This window comes from Longimicrobium sp., assembly GCF_035474595.1.
Classification (GTDB): Bacteria; Gemmatimonadota; Gemmatimonadetes; order Longimicrobiales; family Longimicrobiaceae; genus Longimicrobium.
On the sequence record NZ_DATIND010000067.1, the window covers coordinates 1 to 19523 of the forward strand.

The window sequence follows — 19523 nt, forward strand, 5'->3', positions numbered from 1 at the left end:
TGTGGCCGGCCTGAATGGAAAGTTCCGCGCGCAGCCGGTCACCGGCGACTGAAGTCGCAGCAACAACTACGGGAAGCCTCGCAAACTGCGCGAGGCTGATCCGCTCACTCCGCGGCCCCGGTGCTCACGACCAATCTCCTTTCATCCTCGTGGTCGCGCGCAGCGCGGTGTTCGACTCAGGATGACGTCTCTCTGTGCGTCTGTAATGCACAGTTGATCACCAGATCTGATATAAGAGCAGAGCAGCAGAGGGAATTCCTCCGCTGCCCTGCTTTTCCGCGCGAATCCCGGTTTCCTACTTCCCCTGCTCGATCGCCTTCTTCGCGATGCGGTCCACCAGGTTGGGGGCGACGAGCTTCAGCTTCGCGCCGATCTTGCCGCGCAGCGTCATGATCAGCTCGCGCTTGCGCTTCGCCGCGGCGTCGATGATCTGGCGGGCGCACTCCTCCGCCGTCATCACCTCGCCCTCGCGCACGGGGCTGTTGCCGTGGCCCAGCGGGTGCCCGTGCGGACCGAAGGCGCGCTCGCGGATCTCCGTGGCGACGAAGCCGGGGAACACCTGCGTCACCGTCACCCCGCTCCCGTCCAGCTCGATGCGGATGGAGTCGAAGAACCCGGCCGCCGCGTGCTTGCTGGCCGCGTAGCCGCTGCGCGTGGGAACGCCGGTGCGCCCCGTCAGGCTGTTCACCGCCACGATCCGCCCGCGCGACTTCTTCAGGTGCGGCAGCGCGTAGAAGGTGGGGTACACGCTCCCCAGGTAGTTCACGCGCATGATCCGCTCGAACGGGGCGAGATCCGTCATCTCGTCGAAGCGCGCCCACATTCCGATCCCCGCGTTGTTCACCAGCGTGTCCACGCGCCCGAACTGGTCGGCCGCGCGCTCCACCAGCGCCCGGCACTGCGCCTCGTCGCCTACGTCGGTGGGAACGGCGACCGCCTTCGCGCCGGCCGCGCGGCAGGCGTCGGCCACCGCGCCCAGCTTCGCCGCGTCGCGCGCGGCCAGGACCAGCCATGCACCCTGCGCGGCCAGCTGCAGCGCCATCTCGCGCCCGATCCCCGCCGAGGCGCCGGTGAGCACCACCACGTTCTCGCGGAAGGGCGCGTCGCTCATCGTCGGCCGGCGGCGGTGGAGGGGGATGGAGGTGCCGGGCGCGCGGAGCCGCCCACGTTCACGTGAATCTGCACGTGGCCGTTGGCCTCCACAACCGCGGCCAGCGAGGTGGCGAAGACCGACACGCCCAGCGGACGGATGGCGTCCACCCCGCCCGCCAGCCGCACGCTGCGCCCCAGGTTGCGGTTCAGCGCCCGGTCCACGTCGTGGCGGATCTTCTCCACCCGGTCGCTCACGTCGAAGTGCGCGGCGGCGCGCATCTGGTCGCGCAGGTCGTCGTACAGCAGCCAGTCGGCCACCTGCGGCAGCAGCTGCCGGCTCTCCACCGAGTAGTCCAGGTCGGGGACCGACACCACCTGCGTCTGCGGGTCGAACGCCGGAGTTCCCACGAAGTACAGCTCGCCGCGCGCGTCGCCGCTCACCCGTACCGCCAGCACCACGCGGCTCCCCCCGCCGTACAGCCGCGCGGCGCGCACCTTCACCTTGTGCCCCTTCACGTCGAAGGTGCGGCCGACCAGCTGCTTGCCCAGGATCTCGTTGGCCGACTCGTACGGCAGCTCGGCCACCAGCGCCACGCGGAAGCCGCGTCCGGGCGACGGGTCGCCGCCCTCGGGAAGCGGCTTTTCCTTCACCTCGGGGCGGTCGCCGATCACCACCCTGGGGCGCAGGGTGAGGGAAACGGTGGTGCTCATCGTCGTCCCCTTCCCGCTGGGCTTCGTCGCGGCGATGGACTCGGGCTGGAGGACCAGGTACACGCCCTTCGCGGCCTCGATCGGCTGCTGCGCGTCGCTCCACACGTCTTCCACCCGCTGGCGCAGCTGCGCGGCGTCGCGGATCTTCTCGTCCACCTGCGGCGCGGCGCCGTCCAGCTGCTTCTGCACCAGGTCGCGCACGCGGTCGGTCACGTCGATGTTGGCCTCGGTCAGCTTGCAGGGGATGCCGGGGTCCACCGGGCGCGCGGTGGTGTGCGGCGCCACCGTCCAGTCGCGGCGCCAGAGCAGGGTGGTGCGCAGCCCCACCTCCAGCGACGGCATGGGGCCGTCCACGCCGCACGAGCCCAGCTGCACCCAGCGGCATCCGGCCAGCGGCACGCACGGGTGCGCGGCGATGCGGGCGCGGTAGCGCACCCTCGTGGCCATGTCCACGTGGTCGCCGTCGATCTCCAGCCGCAGCGGTTCGCGCGTCCACATCTCCTTCACGTACACGGTGCCCACCACGGCGTACTTGCCGATGGGCTGCCACTCGTCCTCGCGGTTCTGGCCGCGCGGCACCTTGCTCTCCACCTGCGCGGCGATGTTGGCCAGCGACACGGTGACGGGCAGGTTGACGGTCGACGCGTCCAGCTCGGGCACCGGCCGCGCGGCGTCGCCGGTGCCGGGCGGGGGGATGCGCACGTTGTCGCGGCACCCCGCGAGCAGCACGGCGGCGATCAGCAGAGTTCGGTTCCGCAAGGGCGTGGCGATGGATTCGGGTGGGCGAGAGGAATCCGTGGATCTCGTTGCTGGATACGGACTACGGAAGATGGGTGGAGATTGTGTCGGTAGATGGAGATAGCGATTTGCGTACCGGGCCGGCCCTCTCCCTGGCTCGGCGGGGCCGCCATCGCCCACGCATTCGTCGCGGGCTTCGGTGTGACGGGGGCGATCCTGCTTCGTTCATCTTCCGAAGCATCCTGCCCGCCTGGCTGGCCCCCTCCCCCGGCTCTTCCCCCGTTCCGCGGGGGAGGGGAGAACTCATCGGAGGCGGCACCACCAGCTCGGAGCCGCCACGATGGTGCGGCGCGAGTCCGCGAAGGCGGACTTTGTGCAGTTGTTGCCGCGAATTTATTCGCTTGGCAAGCTCGGCAGAGCTCGGTAAGCTGGCCCGCGGCTCGGCTACTCGTCGCGCTCCGGCGGGCGCGGGGAGACGACGTCGAGGAGCAGCCGCCACTCGCCCGTCCCGCCCTCGCGGAGCCACACGTGGACGTAGTGCCCGGTCTCACGGCGGCCGGCGCCGGGATGCACCAGCCGGTACTCGCCCCACGTCCACCCCAGGTCTCCCGCGGCCGATGCGTAGCCGCGCGCCGGCTCGGCCGAGTATCGACGCGCGCTGTCCGCCGCCGCCGCGGCCACCGCGCCGGCGAGCCCGACGCGCGGAGGCGAGCCCCGGCGCATCAGCCGCATCTCCGCGTGTCCGAAGTCGGCCAGGGCGCGCGCGAACCCCGCCGCCTCCGCGCGCGCGGCGAAGGCGCTGTCCGCCGCCATCAGCGAGCGCGCGGCGCCGGGGCTGGAGCGCGATGCCGGCGGCCGGCGCCGCGGGTCGGGCCGCCACGCTTCCGGCGCGGTCGCGGGCGGGCCGCCGGGCGTGCCGAGATCGACCACCCACCGCCATCCCTCCGCCTCGCGGCGCCAGACGGTGAAGTAGGTACCGGTGCCCTGCAGCGTGCCGGTGCTGTCGCGCCGCTCGTACGGCCCGGTGGTGAACCCCAGGTCGCCCGACGCGGCGGCGCGCACGTACACCGGGTACCAGCTCAGCCGCCCGGGAACCGGCCCGCTGCGCCGCCAGCCCTCCTTCGCGTTCTCCGGCTCCGGGCGAAAGGCGATTGCGCTGTCGCTGGCGAAGCGCACGAACGCGTCGCGCACCCCCTCGCGTGCCGCCGCATCGGCGAACGCGCGCTCCGCCTCCGCGACCGGCACCTCGGGCAGGAACACCGGCGCCGGGTCCACGAACGGGCAGCCGGTGAGCACGAGCAGCAAGACGGACGCGGCGATAGGGAGGCGGGGCATCGGATCAGGAGATGGAGAAACGGTGAGCGTCTACAGTACGGTGCGGACTTCAGCCATCCAAGGGCCTCACGCGGAGCCGCGGAGGCGCGGGAGAACTCATCGCTCGCCCGGAGCCCTCCGCGTCCCCGCGGCTCCGCGTGAGATCAGCCGGGCCAATCCTCGCGCGGGAGCTGGAAGCGGATGACGCCCTCCTCCGAGCCCGGACCCTCGAGCGTGAAGCCGAGGTTGCGCAGCACGCCGATGGACGGCTCCAGGTGCGGAAACGTCTCCGCGACGACGCGGGTGACGCGCGGGAAGGCGAAGGCGCGCTCCACCAGCGCGCGCGTGGCCTCCGTGGCCAGCCCGCGGCGGCGGTGATCGGGCATCACCCCGTATCCCACCTCCACCGTCCCATCCTCCGCCGGCGGGCCCTTGTATCCGGCCACGCCCGCCAGCTCGCGGTCTTCCCGCAGCACCAGGTAGTACATCCACCATCCCTCGTGCTCCGGCGCGCCCTCGACCGCCCGCAGCGTCCAGAGCCGCGCATCGTCGTCGTACAGCTCCGGCGGCCAGTCACCCGGGATGCGGGCGTCCAGCAGGTGGCCGAAGCGCGCGCGGTCGTCGCCCTCGGCGCGGAGCAGCTCCGGGCTGCACCCCACCAGCTCCAGCCGGGGCGTCACCAGCAGCGTGCTCATCCGGGTGTCTTCCCGCGGTGAAGAAAAAGCTCCGGCCGCAGCCGGTCACCGGCGACTAAAGTCGCAGCAACAACTACGGGAAGCCTCGCAAACTACGCGAGGCTGTTCGGCTCGAAAGCCGGTTCCGCTGCGAAAGCGAGCGCGGCCACCGGTGAGGGCGGCCGCGCGGGTGGGTCAGGGCTTCTTCGGGGTGCCGCCGGGGGTGGCCCGGCTGCGGCTCTGCTGCTCCGCCTCCATCACCGTCTGCATCAGCTCGGGGAGGTGCTCCCGCAGCAGCCGCTGGGTGACCTCGGACGAGCGCGCGGCCAGCTCCGGCTGCGTCTCCATCAGCCGCCGGCCCAGCGGCGTGCGGTAGAACGCGGCCAGCTGGCGCAGCTCGTCCTCGGTGTACGTTTCGGCGTAGAGGCGCACGAACTCGGGCTCGATCTGCGCCCAGCTGATGTACTTCCGGAAGAAGTCGCGCATCTGCTGCTCGTACTGCGCGATCGCCGGGTTGGTCTGCTTCTGCTGCTCGATCATCAGGTCCAGCGTGCGCTCGTAGCCGCGCTGCAGCTGGCCGGCCTCCAGCACCTCGGCCGCGGCGCGCATCCGCGCGGGCGACGGGTCCTGCGCGTGCGCGGGGCGGGCCAGCGCCAGCAGCGCCACGGCGGCCAGGGCCATCCTCGTCTTCATCGTCGTCGGTCCCTCCATCAAGGTGGGGTGATGGTGGAGCGGCGCTCAGCCGCGGCGGCGCTCCAGCAGCAGCATCATCAGCAGCGACAGGATGATGCGCACCTCGTCGTGCTCGGGAAGGTCCACGATCTCCTCGATGCGGAACTTCCCCTGCATGAAGGCGGGCTCCTTCACCAGCCGCATCAGCACGGTGCCGTCGGGCGCGGTGACCGAGTAGGCCGGGTTGAAGACGTAGCCCGCGAACATCCCCACGATGGGCAGGTCGCTGAACACGGCGTCGGCCACCTTGATCCAGGGGTTCTCTTCCTGGATGGTGAGCACCACCTGGCCGTTCACCTCGATGTCGTAGCGCGCGCGCCAGATGGAGCGCGCGCCCTGGCGCTTCACCGAGGCGATGTAGTTGCCCGCCGCGTCGGTGAAGTGGTAGCGCGCGCGGAAGTCGATCACGCGGTCGGCCTGCAGGTTGTACAGCGGCCGGGTCTGCTGCTCGTCGCCGAAGACGGTGACGGCCTCCTTCAGCTTGAAGGCCTTCTGCTTCACGTACATCTGCAGCTGCCCCGCGGCGTCGCGCACGGAGATCTGCGGCGAGAGGGCGAAGAGCTTGAACGAGAGGCTGAGCGGGTATTGCATCGGCGTGGGCGATCTGGGTCTGCGTACCGGGAAGACGGCGCACGGGCGTGCGCCGGAGGGATGCCGAAAGCTACGCCGCGCCCGCGAAACGCGACAGGGCGCCGCGTCCGGCATCGCTGAATCTCACGCGGAGACGCGGAGTCGCGGAGAGCTCGGGGCGACGATGAGCTCTCTGCGTCTCCGCGTCTCCACGTGAGATCCGGGGTTTCCGTCCTGCGCGCGGAAACTGATCGTCCGGGGCAGCCGATCTACAGCCAGAAGGGGATGCTGAAGGGCGGACGCGGCTCCCTCGCCTCGGCCGGCGTGGGGTCGATGAGCGGGAGGCGGGAGACGGTGAGCAGGTGCTCGCCCTTCGGCATCGCGTCCACGGGGATGTAGGCCACGATCCCCCGCGCGCCCGTCTCCGGCTCGGTGGCGAAGCGGAAGGCGGGGGAGATGGGGCGCCCGTCCAGCGTCACCGGCTGCAGCGCGGCCATGCAGCGCAGCACCGCCTGCCCGGCGCGGTCGCCCTCCGGCCGCGCGGCGGAGAAGAAGCCCGCCGCGGGAACGGCCTCGCGCACGTCGCCGCACTTCTGCCCGATCAGCTCGTTGTGGCGGCGCGGCTGGTAGGGGATGAACAGGCGCACGTACGGGTCGCGCACCATGTCGCTCTGGATGAACGGCGTACCGGCCGACATGAGGTCGTCGCTGCGGCGGTCGGCGTAGAAATCCGTGGCCACCCCCAGCGCGCCCGGCGCGTCGGGAAGGAACGAGTACCCGTCGCCGTGGAGCCCGGAGATCTCGCCCAGCGCGTCCTTCATGATGAACAGCAGGCCGCCGGCGATGAGGACGATGGTGGCGGTGCGCGCGCCGCGGCGGCCGCGCAGGTTGGTGGCCAGCGTCAGCATCAGCGGGGTGAAGAGCGCCACCTCCTGCAGCCGCGCGTACGTTCTCCCGATGCGGCGGATCCAGCGCGCGGCGGCTCCGTCGGGGTCCAGCCGGTCGCCCATGCGCTTGTCGACCAGGCTGGCCACCAGCACCGGCAGCACGAAGCAGGCGACCATCGCCTCCAGCACCCCCACCCCGGGGTGCGCGCCGAACACCACGCGCGAGACGAAGAACGACACCAGCGCGAACATGCCGCCGGCCATCAGCGACCACACCAGCAGCAGCGCCAGGGTGAACGCCCCGGCGAAGATCAGGCTGGCGAAGCGGTCGGCGCGGTCGATGAGCGTCTGCAGCGAGGGCGTGCGCTCGCGCTGCATCTGCCGCATGATGGGCCCGCCGCGCGCTTTGTCCCAGCGGATGCCGTGCGGGAACACGGCCTCGAGCCCGATGACGCCCACCCAGTAGCCGCGCACCGCCAGGTGCAGCGAAAAGCCGCCGGCCAGCGCGTACACGGCCAGCTTCACGTAGTACCAGATCAGGAACACGAACAGGAACCCGACCGAGTCCATCCGCGGCTGCATGCGGTAGAACCACCCGTCCAGCTGCCCGGGGATCTGCAGCATGGAAAAGACGAGCGCGCCGGAGATCAGCAGCTCCAGCTCCCAGGGGCGAACCGTGGGCTCGTGCGGCGTCTGTCCCAGCGTTGTGGGCGGCTCGGGCGGCGGCGCGGCCACGTGCAGGTCGGCGATCGGGAGCTGCTCCGTCCCCGGCGTCTCGACGGTCGGCTGAGTCATGGAGGGGGACTGCGGGAGAATGCAGGGAGATGGGAGGAGTTGCCCGAAATCTCGACACGCGAACGAGTTGGCGCAAGTGGAGGGGACGAGTTGGGAGATGGGGTGCTGAGTCTGAGTCCTCCTGAGTCCTAAGTCCTAAGTCCTAAGTGCTGAGTCCCAAGTCCCAAGTGCTGAGTGCTGAGTGCTGAGTGCTGAGTGCTGAGTGCGAGACTCAGCGTGCGAAGAGACTGCAGAGTGTTAAGGATGCATCTTACTCGCCTGGCTGGCCCCCTCCCCCGGCCCCTCCGCCCGCTCCGCGGGGGAGGGGAGAACTAACCGCGGGGAGGCTGCGGATCGTGCGGCAATGCCCGAGGATGGGCCACGCATCACGCCAGCGGCGCGGCATGCGCCACCATCCGAGCGCCCCGATTGAAGTTACCCCCTCCCGTTATCGGGCCCCGTTATCGGGAGGGGGTACGCGGCCTAAGCCTCGCGGGGAGGGCCTCGCGGGGAGGATCACAACCCCGCGATGACGCCGCGGAGGTCCGCGGAGAGCGCGGCGAGCACCGATCCACTCCCCCCGGCCAGGTAGAAGTGGTCGCCGGGGAAGGTGCGGATGCGGTAGCCCGCCGCGGTGTGGCGCGCCCATGCCTCGGCCTCGTCCATCGTGACGCGCGGGTCCGAGAGGCCCGTGTACACGGTGATGGGGATGGGGAGCGGCGGCTCTTCGCGGAACTCGTACGTCTCGATCAGCGCCATGTCCGCGCGCAGCAGCGGAAGGAGCAGCTGCATCAGCTCGGGGTGCTGGGTCACCTCGCGCGGGATCCCGCCCAGCCGGGACAGCTCCTCGATCATCTCCGCGTCCGGGAGCGCGGCCACGTCGGGAAGGCGCGAGGGGATGTCGGGCGCGCGGCGGCCCGAGGCGAACAGGTGCACCGGCCCCGGCGTGCCCGTGCGCCGGGCCCGCCGCGCCAGCTCGAAGCCGACCGCGGCGCCGTTGCTGTGGCCGAACACCGCGTACGGCAGGTCGCGCCAGCGCTCCAGCACCCCGGCCAGCGTCTCGACCAGCGGGTCCATGCGGTCGAACGCCTTCTCCATCATGCGGTTCTCGCGCCCGGGGAGCTGCACCGGGCACACCTCCACGTCGGGCGGCAGGGCGTCGGTCCAGCCGCGGAACATCGACGCGCCGCCGCCCGCGTGCGGCAGCAGCAGAAGCCGCAGCCGCGCTTCGGGGCGCGGCCGCGGCCTCTGGATCCAGGGGTCCTTCGCCGGCTGGGTGCTCACGGCAGGTCGGGGCTGGGGATGAAAACCGGAACGGCGGACCGGGAGAATGGATCGCCTGTCCGCCCCCCGGTCAACCTCCGCGCGTGCGGTTGCCCGATCCCAGGTACCCGCTGTGGCAGCGGGGCAGCGCTCCGTCGGTCTTCGTCCGCATGGGGCCTCCGGCGAGCAGGCGTATCACTCCCGGACAACTCGTGCTTGTCCGTGCATCGGGATCACCAAAGAAAGGCGGCTTCCGGAGATGATGCAACACTTCGGCAGAAACGCGCCATTCGGCCGCACGGAGCGCCCGTTCCGCGCCTTCCCTTCATCCTTGCACGCGTCACCATCGGCTACATCTCCATCCCGATCGGGCCAAAGATCGTAATTCGGGAGATGGGGATCGATCGCGCCCTCGAATCTCCCGTTCACTTGCCCCGCGTCCATCGAAGGAGCCAGAATGTCGGCGGGCGAGGACGGGAGATGAACGGCAACGGGAGAGCGGGATGGCGAAGCACTGGCTGATGAAGAGCGAGCCCGAGGTCTATTCGATCGACGACCTGGCGCGCGACGGGAAGACGTTCTGGGAGGGCGTGCGCAACTTCCAGGCGCGCAACTTCATGCGTGACGAGATGCGGCCCGGCGACCCCGTCCTGTATTACCACAGCAACGCCGACCCCACGGGCGTGGCGGGGCTGGCGCGCGTGGCCAGCCGCGGCTACGCGGACCCCAGCGCCCGCGACCCCGCGAGCGAGTACTTCGACCCCAGGGCCGGCGACGACGACCCGCGCTGGTACATGGTGGACGTGGAGTTCGAGGAGCGCTTCCCGCGCGTGATCACGCTGGACGAGCTGCGCCGGACGCCCGGGCTGGAGAAGATGCTGGTGATCAACAAGAGCCGCCTCTCCGTCCAGCCCGTCACCCCCGACGAGTTCCGCATCGTCACGAAGCTCGGCCGCGCGGGGTGACGCCGATCCCGCTCGTGCGAAGACACGGGTTGGTGCGGGGCCTGCGGAGTGACATATTTCTGCAGCGTACGCGGGCAGGGTGGCTGCCGGAATCGGCGGCCCGTCACAAGGAGGTGAACGTGAGCATCCATCTCTCACCGAATACCGAGTCGCTGCTGGCCGACGCGGCCCAGGCGCGGGGCACCACGCCGGACCTTCTGGCCGAGGAGCTCCTGCTGGAGCGCCTTCAGCCCGAGCCGGACGCGCCTTCCACCAACGGTGCGGCGGACACCGACTCGCCGGAGACGCTCGCGGACCAGCTCGCGGACTTCATCGGCGTGCTTCACAGCAGCGAGCACGTGCCGGGCGGAGCGCGGATGTCGGTACGGACGGGCGAGCAGTTCGCCGCGGGGATGCTGGAGAAGCAGGCGCGGCGGCGGCAGTGACGCTCACCGACGCCGGTGCGATCGTCGCATTGCTGGACGAGGACGATCCGTATCACACGCGTTGCGTGCGAACGTCGGGCGAGCTGCCTCCTGGCTTGCTGACGACGTGGCCGTGCTTTACGGAGGCCATGTACCTGCTCGGGAAGGCGGGAGGCTACACGTACCAGGCCCAGCTCTGGAGCCTGCGTCGCCGCGGGTTCCTGAGTCTGCACGATCTCTCGGGTAAGGAGACCGACCGGGCCGCCGAGCTGATGGAAAAGTACCGCGACACTCCGATGGACCTGGCGGACGCGTCGCTGATGGTCACCGCGGAAACGCAGGGCCTGCGCCGGATCTTCACCCTCGATCACCACTTCCGCATCTACCGGCTCCGCGGAGGGCTGGCCCTGGAGATGGTCCCGGAATCGGCGAAGGGCTGAGCGTCGTTTCGATTCGCTCACATCGAACGATCATGTGCTGCGGCCGCGCGGAATGCCAGTTCCGCGCGGCCGCAGCTCTATCCAGCGCAGGATGGAGCTTCCCGCCTAATCCATCCCCTCGCCCGCGTTGGCCACCTGCTGGGGAATGGTCTGGCGGCCGCCGCCGCGCAGCACCTCGCGGATCACCGAGGCGCGCTGGTCGGCCTCGGCGGCCTGGTCCATGAAGCGGCGGCGCGAGAACTCGTTCCCGCGCGACTCCATCTTCTTCGCCATCTTCCGCGCGAACGCCGCCCGCTCCTTCAGCGCCTGGAACGCGGTCCACAGCGCCGTCTCCACCTCCTGCGTCTGCTCGGCCAGCAGCGTCTCGGGGCCGAAGGCGTGCCCCACGCGGCAGCGGAAGCGCACCAGCTCGCCGTCCTGGATCTCCCACAGCACGCCGTGGCACTCGGGGCAGCTGAAGCCGCTGGGGCGCCCCGGCCGGATGTCGGCGTGCAGCGCGTACGGCTCCATCTCGGCGATGTCGGCCTCGAAGTCCAGCTCGTCGCCCACGCGCTCCTCGCGGGGGGCGGGGACGGGCTCCGCGACCAGGCGCTGCAGCAGCGCCGCCATCTCCGCCAGCGGCACCGCGTGGTCCACCCGCACGTTGGCCAGCGCGCTGCTGGGCATTCCCGGGTGCGCCGCGTCGGCGGGGTCCTGCACCACGGTAACGCCGCCGCGCCGGGCCACCGCGGCCAGCCCGGCGGTGCCGTCGTCCAGGTTGCCGGTGAGCACCACCCCGATCACCCGCCGCCCGTACGCCCGCGCCGCGGTGCGGAAGAGCGGGTCGGCCGCGGGGCGGTGCCCGTTCTCGCGCGGGCCGGGGGAAAGCTGCACCACCCCCGGCTCCAGCAGCAGGTGCCGGTCCGGCGGGGCCACGCAGATGGTTCCCGGCGTCACCGCGTCGCCATCCTTCGGATGCCGCGCGGGAAGCGCCCCGGAGCGGGTCAGGATCTCGGGAAGGAAGCTGGTTCCGTACGGGGGAAAGTGGATGACGGCGAAGATCGCCGCGGGGAAGTCCGCCGGCAGCCCGGCCGCGAGCTCGCGCAGCGCCTCCACCCCGCCCGCCGACGCGCCGATGACGATGATGTCGCGCTGGTCCAAGATCCCCCCTTCCCGGTCCGTTCCGCCGGCGTTCTCCAGAGGGGAAAGTGTGGCAAGTCGCGTGCGCACCGGGCCGCAGGCGGGTTGACACGGCCCGAGCGGCGCAGGGATATTGCGCCGGTACCCCCGCCACTTCGTCCACCGCTTTTCCGTGCGCGCGGCGGCCGCGGGTGGCCGGGTTCTTGACCGCATCCCCGGCATTCCGTTCTCGCCGTTCGCAACCCGACGTGCAGCACCCGGACCCGATGACCAAGCCCGCCGCCGACCAAGCCTTCGAGGGCCTGCTCGAGTTCCTGCGCGACGAGCGCGGGTTCGACTTCACCGGATACAAGCGCTCCACCCTGGGCCGCCGCGTGCGCAAGCGGATGAGCGAGGTGGGGATCGAGGAGTTCGAGGCGTACCGGAACCACCTGGAGACGCACCCGGCCGAGTTCACGGCGCTCTTCAACACCATCCTCATCAACGTCACCAGCTTCTTCCGCGACCCCGAGGCGTGGGACACCCTGGTGAAGGAGCACCTTCCCGGCCTCATCGCGCGCCGGCGCCCCGGCGACCCGCTGCGGGTGTGGAGCGCCGGGTGCGCCAGCGGACAGGAGACGTACACCCTGGCCATGGTGCTGGCCGAGGCGCTGGGGGTGGAGCGCTTCCGCGACGAGGTGAAAATCTACGCCACCGACGTGGACGACGAGGCGCTGGCGCAGGCCCGCGCGGCCACCTACCGGGCCGACGACCTGGAATCGGTGCCCGAGGAGCTGCGGGCGAAGTACTTCGAGCCCTCGGGAAGCCGCTTCGCCTTCCGCGGCGACCTGCGCCGGCTGGTGATCTTCGGGCGGCACGACCTGGTGCGCGACGCGCCGATCTCGCACCTGGACCTGCTGGTGTCGCGCAACACGCTCATGTACTTCAACGCCGACACCCAGGCGCGCATCGTGGGCCGCATGCACTTCGCGCTGAACGACGGGGGGATCCTGTTCCTGGGGCAGGCGGAGATGCTGCGCAGCCAGGGCGGCCTTTTCGTGCCGCTGGACCTGAAGGCGCGCCTGTTCGGCCGGACGCCGCGCGCCAACCTGCGCGAGCGGCTGATGATGATCGGCCCGCCCGCGCGCCCTGACCGCTCCGAGAAGCTGGCCCGCGGCGTCCGGCTGCGCGACGCGGCGCTCGACGCGCAGACCGCCGCGCAGATCGTGGTGGACCTGGGGGGGAACGTGGTGCTGGTGAACGCCGCGGCGCGCGTGCTGTTCGACCTGGCCGCCGGCGACGAGGGGCGCGTGCTGCAGGACCTGACCGTCTCGTACCGCCCGGTGGAGCTGCGCTCGCACATCGAGCAGGTGCGCGCCGAGCAGCGCCCGGTCTGGCTGCGCGGGGTGGAGTTCCCCGCCCCCGACGGCGACGTCCGCCACTTCGACGTGCACGTGACGCCGCTCTTCGGCGAGGCCCGCGCGCTGCTGGGGATCAGCGTCGCGTTCGTCGACGTGACCCAGAGCCACCGGCTGAACAGCGACCTGCAGGAGGCCCACCAGGAGCTGGAGACGGCCTTCGAGGAGCTGCAGTCCGCCAACGAGGAGCTGGAGACCACCAACGAAGAGCTGCAGAGCACCATCGAGGAGCTGGAGACGACCAACGAGGAGCTCCAGTCGACCAACGAGGAGCTGGAGACCATGAACGAGGAGCTCCAGTCCACCAACGAGGAGCTGGAGACGCTGAACGACGAGATGCACCGGCGCACGCTGGAGCTGAACCACGTGAACGCGTCGATGACCTCGATCCTGGCCTCGCTGCGCACGGGGGTGGTGGTGCTGGACCGCGGGCAGGACATCCGCGTGTGGAACCGCAAGGCCGAGGACCTGTGGGGGCTGCGCGCCGACGAGGTGAGCGGCCACGCCTTCCAGAACCTGGACATCGGCCTGCCGGTGGAGCGGCTGAAGGCGGCGGTGCGCGCCTGCATTGGCGGCGAGAGCGAGTACGAAGAGGTGCTGCTGGACGCGGTGAACCGCCGCGGGCGCTCCATCCGCTGCCGGGTGGCCGTCACCCCGTTCGTGGGGGTCGACCAGGAGATCCGCGGGGCCGTGCTGGTGATGGAGGAATGGCGCGACGGTGGGGCGCCGCCGCGGGGCGACGCGGCGACGGCCGCGCCGGCCTGAGGCGATCGTTTCGCGGCCCGATGGGCGGGCCAGCCACGGAAGGGGGAACCATGCGCGCACCCGGCGAGGACGGCCGGAGCCCGGCCGAGGAGGAGAGCGAGGTGGCCGAGGAGGTGCGCCGCTCGGCCGAGAGCGGGCGCGTGGACGCCGAGCACGAGCGCGAGACCGCCGAGGACGACCGCACCCGGGGCGAGAGCCGGCGCTGGGCGCAGGAGGCCGGGCGCGAGAACCGGGATTGGCAGCGCGATGAAGCCGAGGAGCTGCGGCGCGTCGCCGAAGACGCGCGCGCCCACGCCGAGGCCGCGCGCGCGGATGCCGAGCGGGCGCGCGGATACGCGGAGGAGGCCCGCGCGCAGGCCGAGGAGGCGCGCGCCCACGCCGAGGAGGCCCGCTCCGTGGCCGAGGCCGAGCGCCACCTCCGCCGCGAGATGCAGGCGTTGCTGCACGAGCTGCGGGAACGCCCGCCGCCCGCGGGACTCGCGGCGGACAGGATCGTGCGGTGATGCTCCGCACGGCGGGACGGCGATGAAGAGCGGAGGAGCAGGGGACCACGTTCCCCTGCTCCTCCGACTTTCACGAGAACCGCACGCGATCAGGGGATGATGGCGATCGCTCCCGTCGCCGCGGCGACGGCGGGCGGCAGCGTCACGATCCGCCGAGCCGGTTCAGGAGGATCGCCGCCCAGGAGAGCAGGGTGACGGCGGCATAGGCCCACGCGGGGGGCGCGAGGCTGCGGCGGCTCCCCCGGTACCCGATCCGGCAGATGAGCCCCCACGCCGCCAGCTGCACCGCGGTGAAGCCCAGAAAGCCCGCCTGCAGCCGGCTCGCGTCGAGCCCGCTGTCCATCAGTCTCACGGCGATCTCGCGCACCGTGAGCGTGATTCCGGCGATCGACACCACGTAGAAAACCACCAGCATTTTCCGGTACGCCCGCCCGCGGCGGGTGTCCGGAAGGTGATGTGTGTTCATCGCTCGTCAGGTCTGGCCGTGAAGGCGCTTGCGGTCAGGGGGCCGGAGGTCCGGCTCCGGGGCGGGCGTAGTAGAACCGGACGGCGCCCGAGAGCACCACGCGGTCGACAGCCCACGCATCCGGATTCACGAGCTGATACTCCTCGCGGTGCGTCTCCTCTCCTCTACGAACGGTCAGGTACACTCGTCTGTTGGGGCCCGCGAGGTTCACCGAATCCACCAGGACGCGCACTTCCCGCCGCGGATCCACCGTCTCCGGCGTGTCGCAGGGCGCCGCCCGCGCCACGAGAAGATCGCGAAAGGCGGGGAGCAGCCCGGCGGAAACCTGCTCGGGCGATCCGACCGTGCGGTAGACGCTGCATGCATCGAACTTCGTGGAATCGCGCAGCCAGTTCGCGCGGTAGCCGATCACGGCGTTGAGCGCGGCAACCTTCGACGCGGCGCCGCCGGCCTGTGCGACGAGCTCTCCGCGGATAAGGAGAGCGAGCATCACTGTGACCGCGGCGGAAACGTACCTTTTCATTTCAGGCATGGTCCCGCTCCCGGCGGCAAGAGGTTGAAGGGGACGTCCGTGTAGGTGCCCGTTGCGCTCATGCCGTTGGGATGAGAGTAGCCGAGGGCGTGGGCAGCCTCGTGAAGCGCGGTGTTGGCAAGTTCTCGTTGGTCCGTGGCGTTGTTGACTGCAGCATCCAGAGCCCACGGGTCGAAGTGGATGTGCGAATTGTAGGTCGCGCCGTAGTGTGCCAGAGATCCAGTGGTGTTGCTTCCTCCCCGATAGACGTACCCGCTGTTGAAGCTTCTCAGGAACTGCTCCCGCATGTCGCGGCACTTCCTGCGGGTGGCAGTGTCCGCGATCGCCGTGTCGGCACGGACGAAGTTCCTGATCGCGTTCAGGATCGTTGTGGAATCGGTCTTCGTAAGCGGCTGCTCGCAGTTCGGGTCCGTGGTCGGATCGCAGGTGGTCTTCGTCGAATCCGGGGGCGGGCTCGTGCCGCCGCCTCCGCTGGCCGGTGCCGCCGGATCGCTGCCCGGCGTAGGCGCGACGCCCGCGTCGCCCGAGGTCGTCGGGGCCGGCTTGCAGTTCGGGTACTCGCCCCCGTACTGGCACTCGGTGGCCGTGACACCCTCCAGCTGGAACTCCGTTCCGGTCATCCGTGGCGCACCCGGTCGCGCCTCATCTCCCGTGACCGAATCCGAGCATGCAGCGTTCAGTATCAGCGCGATCCCGCAAACCGCGAGACCGATCCCGCGCGAACTCATGCCGCGCGGCGGGCGAACGAAAAATCGCCGCATCTGTATCCCCCTTCGTGCGTGAAGTTCCATCAGGCGCGACGTAGTGTCGAGCCTTTCACTCGTTCTCGTACCCATTCTCCGCGTGGATTCCGCGCGATCTCCTCTCCACACTGGCAGCGGTGCAACACTGGCCTGGCGGCTGACGAGATCATCGAGCAGCGCTCAGCTGGAGCGTTCAGACGCTTGGAATCACAAGGTTGCTTCGTGCGCGGGAGACGCTGATGGCGAGGCGGCGATCGAGATCGGGCGGACGCGGCGTGCAATCATCCGCATCGAGATGCACACGGGGCGACGCGCAGGTCCGGAGCAGGGTTGGCGACGGCTCGTCTGGCGTGCGGGCTACGAGCGCGAAGAAACCAGTGATACAGCGGCATCTCGGAGCCTGGACATCCAAGCTTGCTCCTCCCCGTAAGTGTAAGGGTGCCCAATTATCATTCAGGAGGTTATTGTCGTCAAGGGCCTGTTGGGTTATCGAGCGTAGATGACGTGGCGACGTGGCAAAGGCCAACACCGACCCGCCTCACCCATGCGGCGCCGCGCCGCAGTCCAGGGCGCACGGTACCGGATCCCCGCTCGCCGCCGTCACAGTGACTTCACCTGATCGCGAATTCGGGGATCGATCGTGCAATCCGGCAGCTACGCCAGCCACCCGCGCTGCACGGCGTAGCGGACCATGTCGGTGCGGCTGCGCAGGCCCAGCTTCTCGGCGATGCGGGCCTTGTAGGTTTCCACCGTCTTGGTGCTGATCCCCAGCTCGGTGGCGATCTCCTTGTTGCTGGCGCCCCAGGCGATGCGGCGGAGCACGTCTTCCTCGCGCTCGCTCAGGCGCCCGGGCTCGGCGGCGCCGCGGCGCGCGGGCTGCCCGGCGGCGCCGCCCAGCAGGCTGCCGGCCAGCAGCGGGTCCACGTAGGTGCCCCCGCCGGCCACCACCTGGATGGCGCGCACCAGCTCGTCGGCGGCGGCGCGCTTGGGCAGGTAGCCCGACGCGCCCGCCTGCAGCAGCCGCGTGAGGTGGCCGCGGTCCTCGTGCATGGTGAGCGCCAGCACCCGCACCGCGGGGCACTCGCGGCAGATGCGCTCGGTGGCCTCGGCCCCGTCCAGCAGCGGCATGGACACGTCCATCACCACCACGTCGGGGCGCAGCTCGCAGGCGCGGCGCACCGCCTCGGCGCCGTCGCGCGCCTCGCCCACCACGGCCATCCCCGTGGTGCCGTCGACCAGCGCGCGCAGCCCGCTGCGCACCACCTCGTGGTCGTCGGCCAGCACGATGCGCAGCGTCATCCCTCCTCCTCCTCCCCCGCCGCTTCGTCGCGCCCGGCGCGGGCGGGAAGGCGCACGAAGAGGGTGGTTCCCGACCCCGGCGCCGACTCGATCTCCACCGTGCCCCCCAGCATCCCCACGCGCTCGCGGATCCCCAGCAGCCCCATCCGCCGGGCGTGCGCGGCCGCCTCGATCCCCGCCTCCACGTCGAAGCCCCGCCCGTCGTCCTCCAGGATCACCCCCACCATTCCCGACCTCCGCTCCAGCACCAGGTTCACGGCTCCGGCGCCCGCGTGCCGCGCCACGTTGGTCAGCCCCTCCTGCACCGCGCGGAAGAGCGTGGTCTCGATCTCGGGCTCGAAGCGCTCGCCGTCGATCCCCACCGCGTGGAAGTCGCAGGCGATGCCGTAGCGCGCGGCCCACTCCTCCAGGTGCGCCTCGAGGGCGCGGCGCAGCCCCAGCCGGTCCAGCGCGGGGGGGCGCAGCGCGGCGGCCACGTGGTGGATCTCGCGGGCGATCTGCTCGCCCAGGCGCTCCAGGTCGCCCAGGCGCGCGGGGATGCCGCCCGCGTCGCGCTCCAGCGCCCTCAGCCCCAGCAGCAGCGCGGTCACCACCTGCCCCACCGAGTCGTGCAGCTCGCGCGACAGCCGCAGCCGTTCGCGCTCCTCGGCGCCCACCAGGCGCCGCATCAGCTCGCCGCGCGCCTGGCTGGCCTGCTCGCGCTCGGTGATCTGGGTGCTGAGCACCTCGTTGGTGATGGTGAGCTCGGCGCGCGCGGCGCGCAGCTCCTCGTTGGCGCGCGCCAGCTCGGCGGTGCGCTCGCTCACGCGCCGCTCCAGCGTTTCGTTCAGCTCGCGCAGCGCCTCGTCCATGCGGCGGCGGTGCGTCACGTCCTGCCCGATCTTCAGGAACGCGCGCACCCCGCCGTCCTCTCCGTGCAGCGCGCGGGTGGTGCCCTCGATGAACACCCGCGAGCCGTCGCTGCGCTGGTGCCAGCGCACGTCGGGGGCCGACCCGTCGCGGGCGGCGAGCGCGCGCTCGGCGTCGGGCGCGCGGGCCGCGCGGTCCTCGGGGGTGAAGGTGATGTCGATGGGCTGCCCCAGGGCCTCGGCGGCGGCCCAGCCGAACACCGCCTCGGCGCCGGGCGACCAGCTGGTGACCAGCCCCTGGGGGTCGAAGGTCAGGATGGCGTAGTCGCGCGCGCCGGCCACGATCAGCCGGTGCCGCTCCTCGCTTTCGCGCAGCGCCGCCTCGGCCTCGCGGCGGGCGGTCACGTCGATGTTCATCCCCACCCACCGCGCCACCGAGCCGTCGGGGCGGCGCAGCGGGGCGGCGCGCACGTTGGTCCAGTGCCAGCCGCCGTCCGCGCGCCGCAGGCGGTACTCGGTGTCCAGCGCCGTTCCGGCGCGCACCGCCTCGCGCCACTGCCGCCCGGCGTACGCCCGGTCGTCGGGGTGCACGGCGTCCAGCCAGCCCTGGCCCAGCGCCTCGCCCGGCTTCTGCCCGGTGTACGCGCGCCAGCTGGGCGAGTCGGCCACCACCTCGCCGCGGTCGTCGGTTTCCCACACCGCCTGCGCGGTGGCCTCCACCAGCACGCGGAAGCGCTCCTCGCTTTCCCGCAGCCCGGCGCGCGCGCGCTCCGCGGCGGTGGTCTCCACCACGTGGTGGAACACGCCGCCCACCGCGCCGCTCTCGTCGTGGACCGGCGAGAAGGTGAAGGTGAACACGCGCTCGTCCGCCGTACCACCGGCGCCGCGGAGCGGGAAGGACTGGTTCTCGGCCTGCACCGCGGGGCCGCCGGCCAGGATCCCGGCCAGCACGCCCGCCAGCAGCTCGCGGGCGTCGGGCCAGCTTTCCAGCGCGCGCGCGCCGAAGATGGCCGGGTGGCGGTCCTGGGCGACGGGGAGGTACGCGTCGTTGTACAGCTGCACGTGCCCGGGCCCCCAGATCACCGAGGTGGGCTGGGGGCAGCCGAGCATGATGTCCACCGCCGTGCGCAGGCCCGGCGGCCACGCCTCCACCGGGCCCAGCGGCGTCCCGGACCAGTCGCGCGCCCGGATCAGCGCGCCGGTTTCGCCGCCGCCCACCGGCCAGGAGCCCTTCTCGCTCATCCGCCTCCTCCCCGTCCCCTCTCCGCGCTTTTCCTCCCTGGATCC

At 71.4% G+C, this 19523-nt stretch carries 19 protein-coding genes; 5 read left to right on the top strand and 14 right to left on the bottom strand.

The annotated features are described in order from the left end of the window. Positions 1–295 precede the first annotated feature (295 nt). From VLK66_RS11890 to VLK66_RS11925, 8 genes are all read right to left on the bottom strand, one after another. Positions 296–1111, bottom strand: coding sequence for an SDR family oxidoreductase (locus tag VLK66_RS11890; protein WP_325309637.1), 816 nt, complete (start codon positions 1109–1111; stop codon positions 296–298). Further along, complete coding sequence (locus VLK66_RS11895) at positions 1108–2562, bottom strand: DUF4403 family protein (protein ID WP_325309638.1); 1455 nt, start codon at positions 2560–2562, stop codon at positions 1108–1110. Before VLK66_RS11895 ends, VLK66_RS11890 begins: the two co-directional genes overlap by 4 nt. A gap of 423 nt (positions 2563–2985) precedes the next feature. Next, the gene (locus tag VLK66_RS11900; protein ID WP_325309639.1) at positions 2986–3876 is read right to left on the bottom strand and encodes a DUF4440 domain-containing protein; all 891 of its coding nucleotides are present in this window, start codon (positions 3874–3876) and stop codon (positions 2986–2988) included. A 143-nt stretch (positions 3877–4019) separates the two neighbouring features. Continuing rightward, on the bottom strand, positions 4020–4550 hold the full coding sequence (locus tag VLK66_RS11905) for a GNAT family N-acetyltransferase (RefSeq protein WP_325309640.1): 531 nt from the start codon (positions 4548–4550) through the stop codon (positions 4020–4022). 174 nt (positions 4551–4724) lie between these two features. Then, positions 4725–5222 (bottom strand): DUF2059 domain-containing protein, encoded by a 498-nt coding sequence (locus VLK66_RS11910; RefSeq protein WP_325309641.1) that lies wholly within the window; start codon positions 5220–5222, stop codon positions 4725–4727. A 45-nt stretch (positions 5223–5267) separates the two neighbouring features. After that, the gene (locus VLK66_RS11915; protein ID WP_325309642.1) at positions 5268–5852 is read right to left on the bottom strand and encodes a hypothetical protein; all 585 of its coding nucleotides are present in this window, start codon (positions 5850–5852) and stop codon (positions 5268–5270) included. 248 nt (positions 5853–6100) lie between these two features. Then, the gene (locus VLK66_RS11920) at positions 6101–7513 is read right to left on the bottom strand and encodes a hypothetical protein (protein ID WP_325309643.1); all 1413 of its coding nucleotides are present in this window, start codon (positions 7511–7513) and stop codon (positions 6101–6103) included. A gap of 495 nt (positions 7514–8008) precedes the next feature. Then, positions 8009–8776, bottom strand: a complete 768-nt coding sequence (locus VLK66_RS11925; protein WP_325309644.1) for a thioesterase II family protein — start codon at positions 8774–8776, stop codon at positions 8009–8011. A 482-nt stretch (positions 8777–9258) separates the two neighbouring features. On the opposite strand from VLK66_RS11925, the gene VLK66_RS11930 reads away from it, so the two are divergent. From VLK66_RS11930 to VLK66_RS11940, 3 genes are all read left to right on the top strand, one after another. Further along, on the top strand, positions 9259–9720 hold the full coding sequence (locus VLK66_RS11930) for an EVE domain-containing protein (protein ID WP_325309645.1): 462 nt from the start codon (positions 9259–9261) through the stop codon (positions 9718–9720). Positions 9721–9839: 119 nt separating this feature from the next. Then, positions 9840–10145: a hypothetical protein gene (locus tag VLK66_RS11935; RefSeq protein ID WP_325309646.1), complete on the top strand. Its 306-nt coding sequence runs from the start codon at positions 9840–9842 to the stop codon at positions 10143–10145. Continuing rightward, a complete protein-coding gene (locus VLK66_RS11940) occupies positions 10142–10564 on the top strand; it encodes a type II toxin-antitoxin system VapC family toxin (protein ID WP_325309647.1) in 423 nt (140 codons plus the stop codon). Before VLK66_RS11935 ends, VLK66_RS11940 begins: the two co-directional genes overlap by 4 nt. 105 nt (positions 10565–10669) lie before the next feature. Here the strand turns inward: VLK66_RS11940 and VLK66_RS11945 are convergent, their stop codons facing one another. Further along, complete coding sequence (locus tag VLK66_RS11945) at positions 10670–11704, bottom strand: chemotaxis protein CheB (RefSeq protein ID WP_325309648.1); 1035 nt, start codon at positions 11702–11704, stop codon at positions 10670–10672. Positions 11705–11949: 245 nt separating this feature from the next. Between VLK66_RS11945 and VLK66_RS11950 the strand changes: the two genes are divergently transcribed. Continuing rightward, positions 11950–13845, top strand: coding sequence for a CheR family methyltransferase (locus VLK66_RS11950; protein WP_325309649.1), 1896 nt, complete (start codon positions 11950–11952; stop codon positions 13843–13845). 50 nt (positions 13846–13895) lie between these two features. Then, positions 13896–14348, top strand: a complete 453-nt coding sequence (locus VLK66_RS11955) for a hypothetical protein (RefSeq protein WP_325309650.1) — start codon at positions 13896–13898, stop codon at positions 14346–14348. Positions 14349–14490: 142 nt separating this feature from the next. Here VLK66_RS11955 and VLK66_RS11960 read toward each other — a convergent pair whose 3' ends face one another. The 5 genes from VLK66_RS11960 to VLK66_RS11980 all read right to left on the bottom strand — a co-directional run bounded on the left by VLK66_RS11960 (position 14491) and on the right by VLK66_RS11980 (position 19478). Next, on the bottom strand, positions 14491–14814 hold the full coding sequence (locus VLK66_RS11960; protein WP_325309651.1) for a hypothetical protein: 324 nt from the start codon (positions 14812–14814) through the stop codon (positions 14491–14493). A 34-nt stretch (positions 14815–14848) separates the two neighbouring features. Next, entirely contained in the window at positions 14849–15304 is a 456-nt protein-coding gene (locus tag VLK66_RS11965) for a hypothetical protein (RefSeq protein ID WP_325309652.1), read from the bottom strand. A 29-nt stretch (positions 15305–15333) separates the two neighbouring features. Continuing rightward, on the bottom strand, positions 15334–15966 hold the full coding sequence (locus tag VLK66_RS11970; protein ID WP_325309653.1) for a hypothetical protein: 633 nt from the start codon (positions 15964–15966) through the stop codon (positions 15334–15336). Between the two features lie 777 nt (positions 15967–16743). Next, positions 16744–17388: a response regulator transcription factor gene (locus VLK66_RS11975; RefSeq protein WP_325309654.1), complete on the bottom strand. Its 645-nt coding sequence runs from the start codon at positions 17386–17388 to the stop codon at positions 16744–16746. Then, positions 17385–19478 (bottom strand): PAS domain S-box protein, encoded by a 2094-nt coding sequence (locus tag VLK66_RS11980; protein ID WP_325309655.1) that lies wholly within the window; start codon positions 19476–19478, stop codon positions 17385–17387. Before VLK66_RS11980 ends, VLK66_RS11975 begins: the two co-directional genes overlap by 4 nt. Between the last annotated feature and the right edge of the window lie 45 nt (positions 19479–19523).

What these genes read in the sequence shown, in the direction of transcription:
- VLK66_RS11930 (WP_325309645.1), top strand. Translation starts at nt 9,259, where the DNA reads ATGGCGAAGCACTGGCTGATGAAGAGCGAGCCCGAGGTCTATTCGATC.
- VLK66_RS11915 (WP_325309642.1), bottom strand. Translation starts at nt 5,852, where the DNA reads ATGCAATACCCGCTCAGCCTCTCGTTCAAGCTCTTCGCCCTCTCGCCG.
- VLK66_RS11920 (WP_325309643.1), bottom strand. Translation starts at nt 7,513, where the DNA reads ATGACTCAGCCGACCGTCGAGACGCCGGGGACGGAGCAGCTCCCGATC.
- VLK66_RS11905 (WP_325309640.1), bottom strand. Translation starts at nt 4,550, where the DNA reads ATGAGCACGCTGCTGGTGACGCCCCGGCTGGAGCTGGTGGGGTGCAGC.
- VLK66_RS11980 (WP_325309655.1), bottom strand. Translation starts at nt 19,478, where the DNA reads ATGAGCGAGAAGGGCTCCTGGCCGGTGGGCGGCGGCGAAACCGGCGCG.
- VLK66_RS11950 (WP_325309649.1), top strand. Translation starts at nt 11,950, where the DNA reads ATGACCAAGCCCGCCGCCGACCAAGCCTTCGAGGGCCTGCTCGAGTTC.
- VLK66_RS11960 (WP_325309651.1), bottom strand. Translation starts at nt 14,814, where the DNA reads ATGAACACACATCACCTTCCGGACACCCGCCGCGGGCGGGCGTACCGG.
- VLK66_RS11975 (WP_325309654.1), bottom strand. Translation starts at nt 17,388, where the DNA reads ATGACGCTGCGCATCGTGCTGGCCGACGACCACGAGGTGGTGCGCAGC.
- VLK66_RS11890 (WP_325309637.1), bottom strand. Translation starts at nt 1,111, where the DNA reads ATGAGCGACGCGCCCTTCCGCGAGAACGTGGTGGTGCTCACCGGCGCC.
- VLK66_RS11900 (WP_325309639.1), bottom strand. Translation starts at nt 3,876, where the DNA reads ATGCCCCGCCTCCCTATCGCCGCGTCCGTCTTGCTGCTCGTGCTCACC.
- VLK66_RS11970 (WP_325309653.1), bottom strand. Translation starts at nt 15,966, where the DNA reads ATGACCGGAACGGAGTTCCAGCTGGAGGGTGTCACGGCCACCGAGTGC.
- VLK66_RS11910 (WP_325309641.1), bottom strand. Translation starts at nt 5,222, where the DNA reads ATGAAGACGAGGATGGCCCTGGCCGCCGTGGCGCTGCTGGCGCTGGCC.
- VLK66_RS11965 (WP_325309652.1), bottom strand. Translation starts at nt 15,304, where the DNA reads ATGCTCGCTCTCCTTATCCGCGGAGAGCTCGTCGCACAGGCCGGCGGC.
- VLK66_RS11955 (WP_325309650.1), top strand. Translation starts at nt 13,896, where the DNA reads ATGCGCGCACCCGGCGAGGACGGCCGGAGCCCGGCCGAGGAGGAGAGC.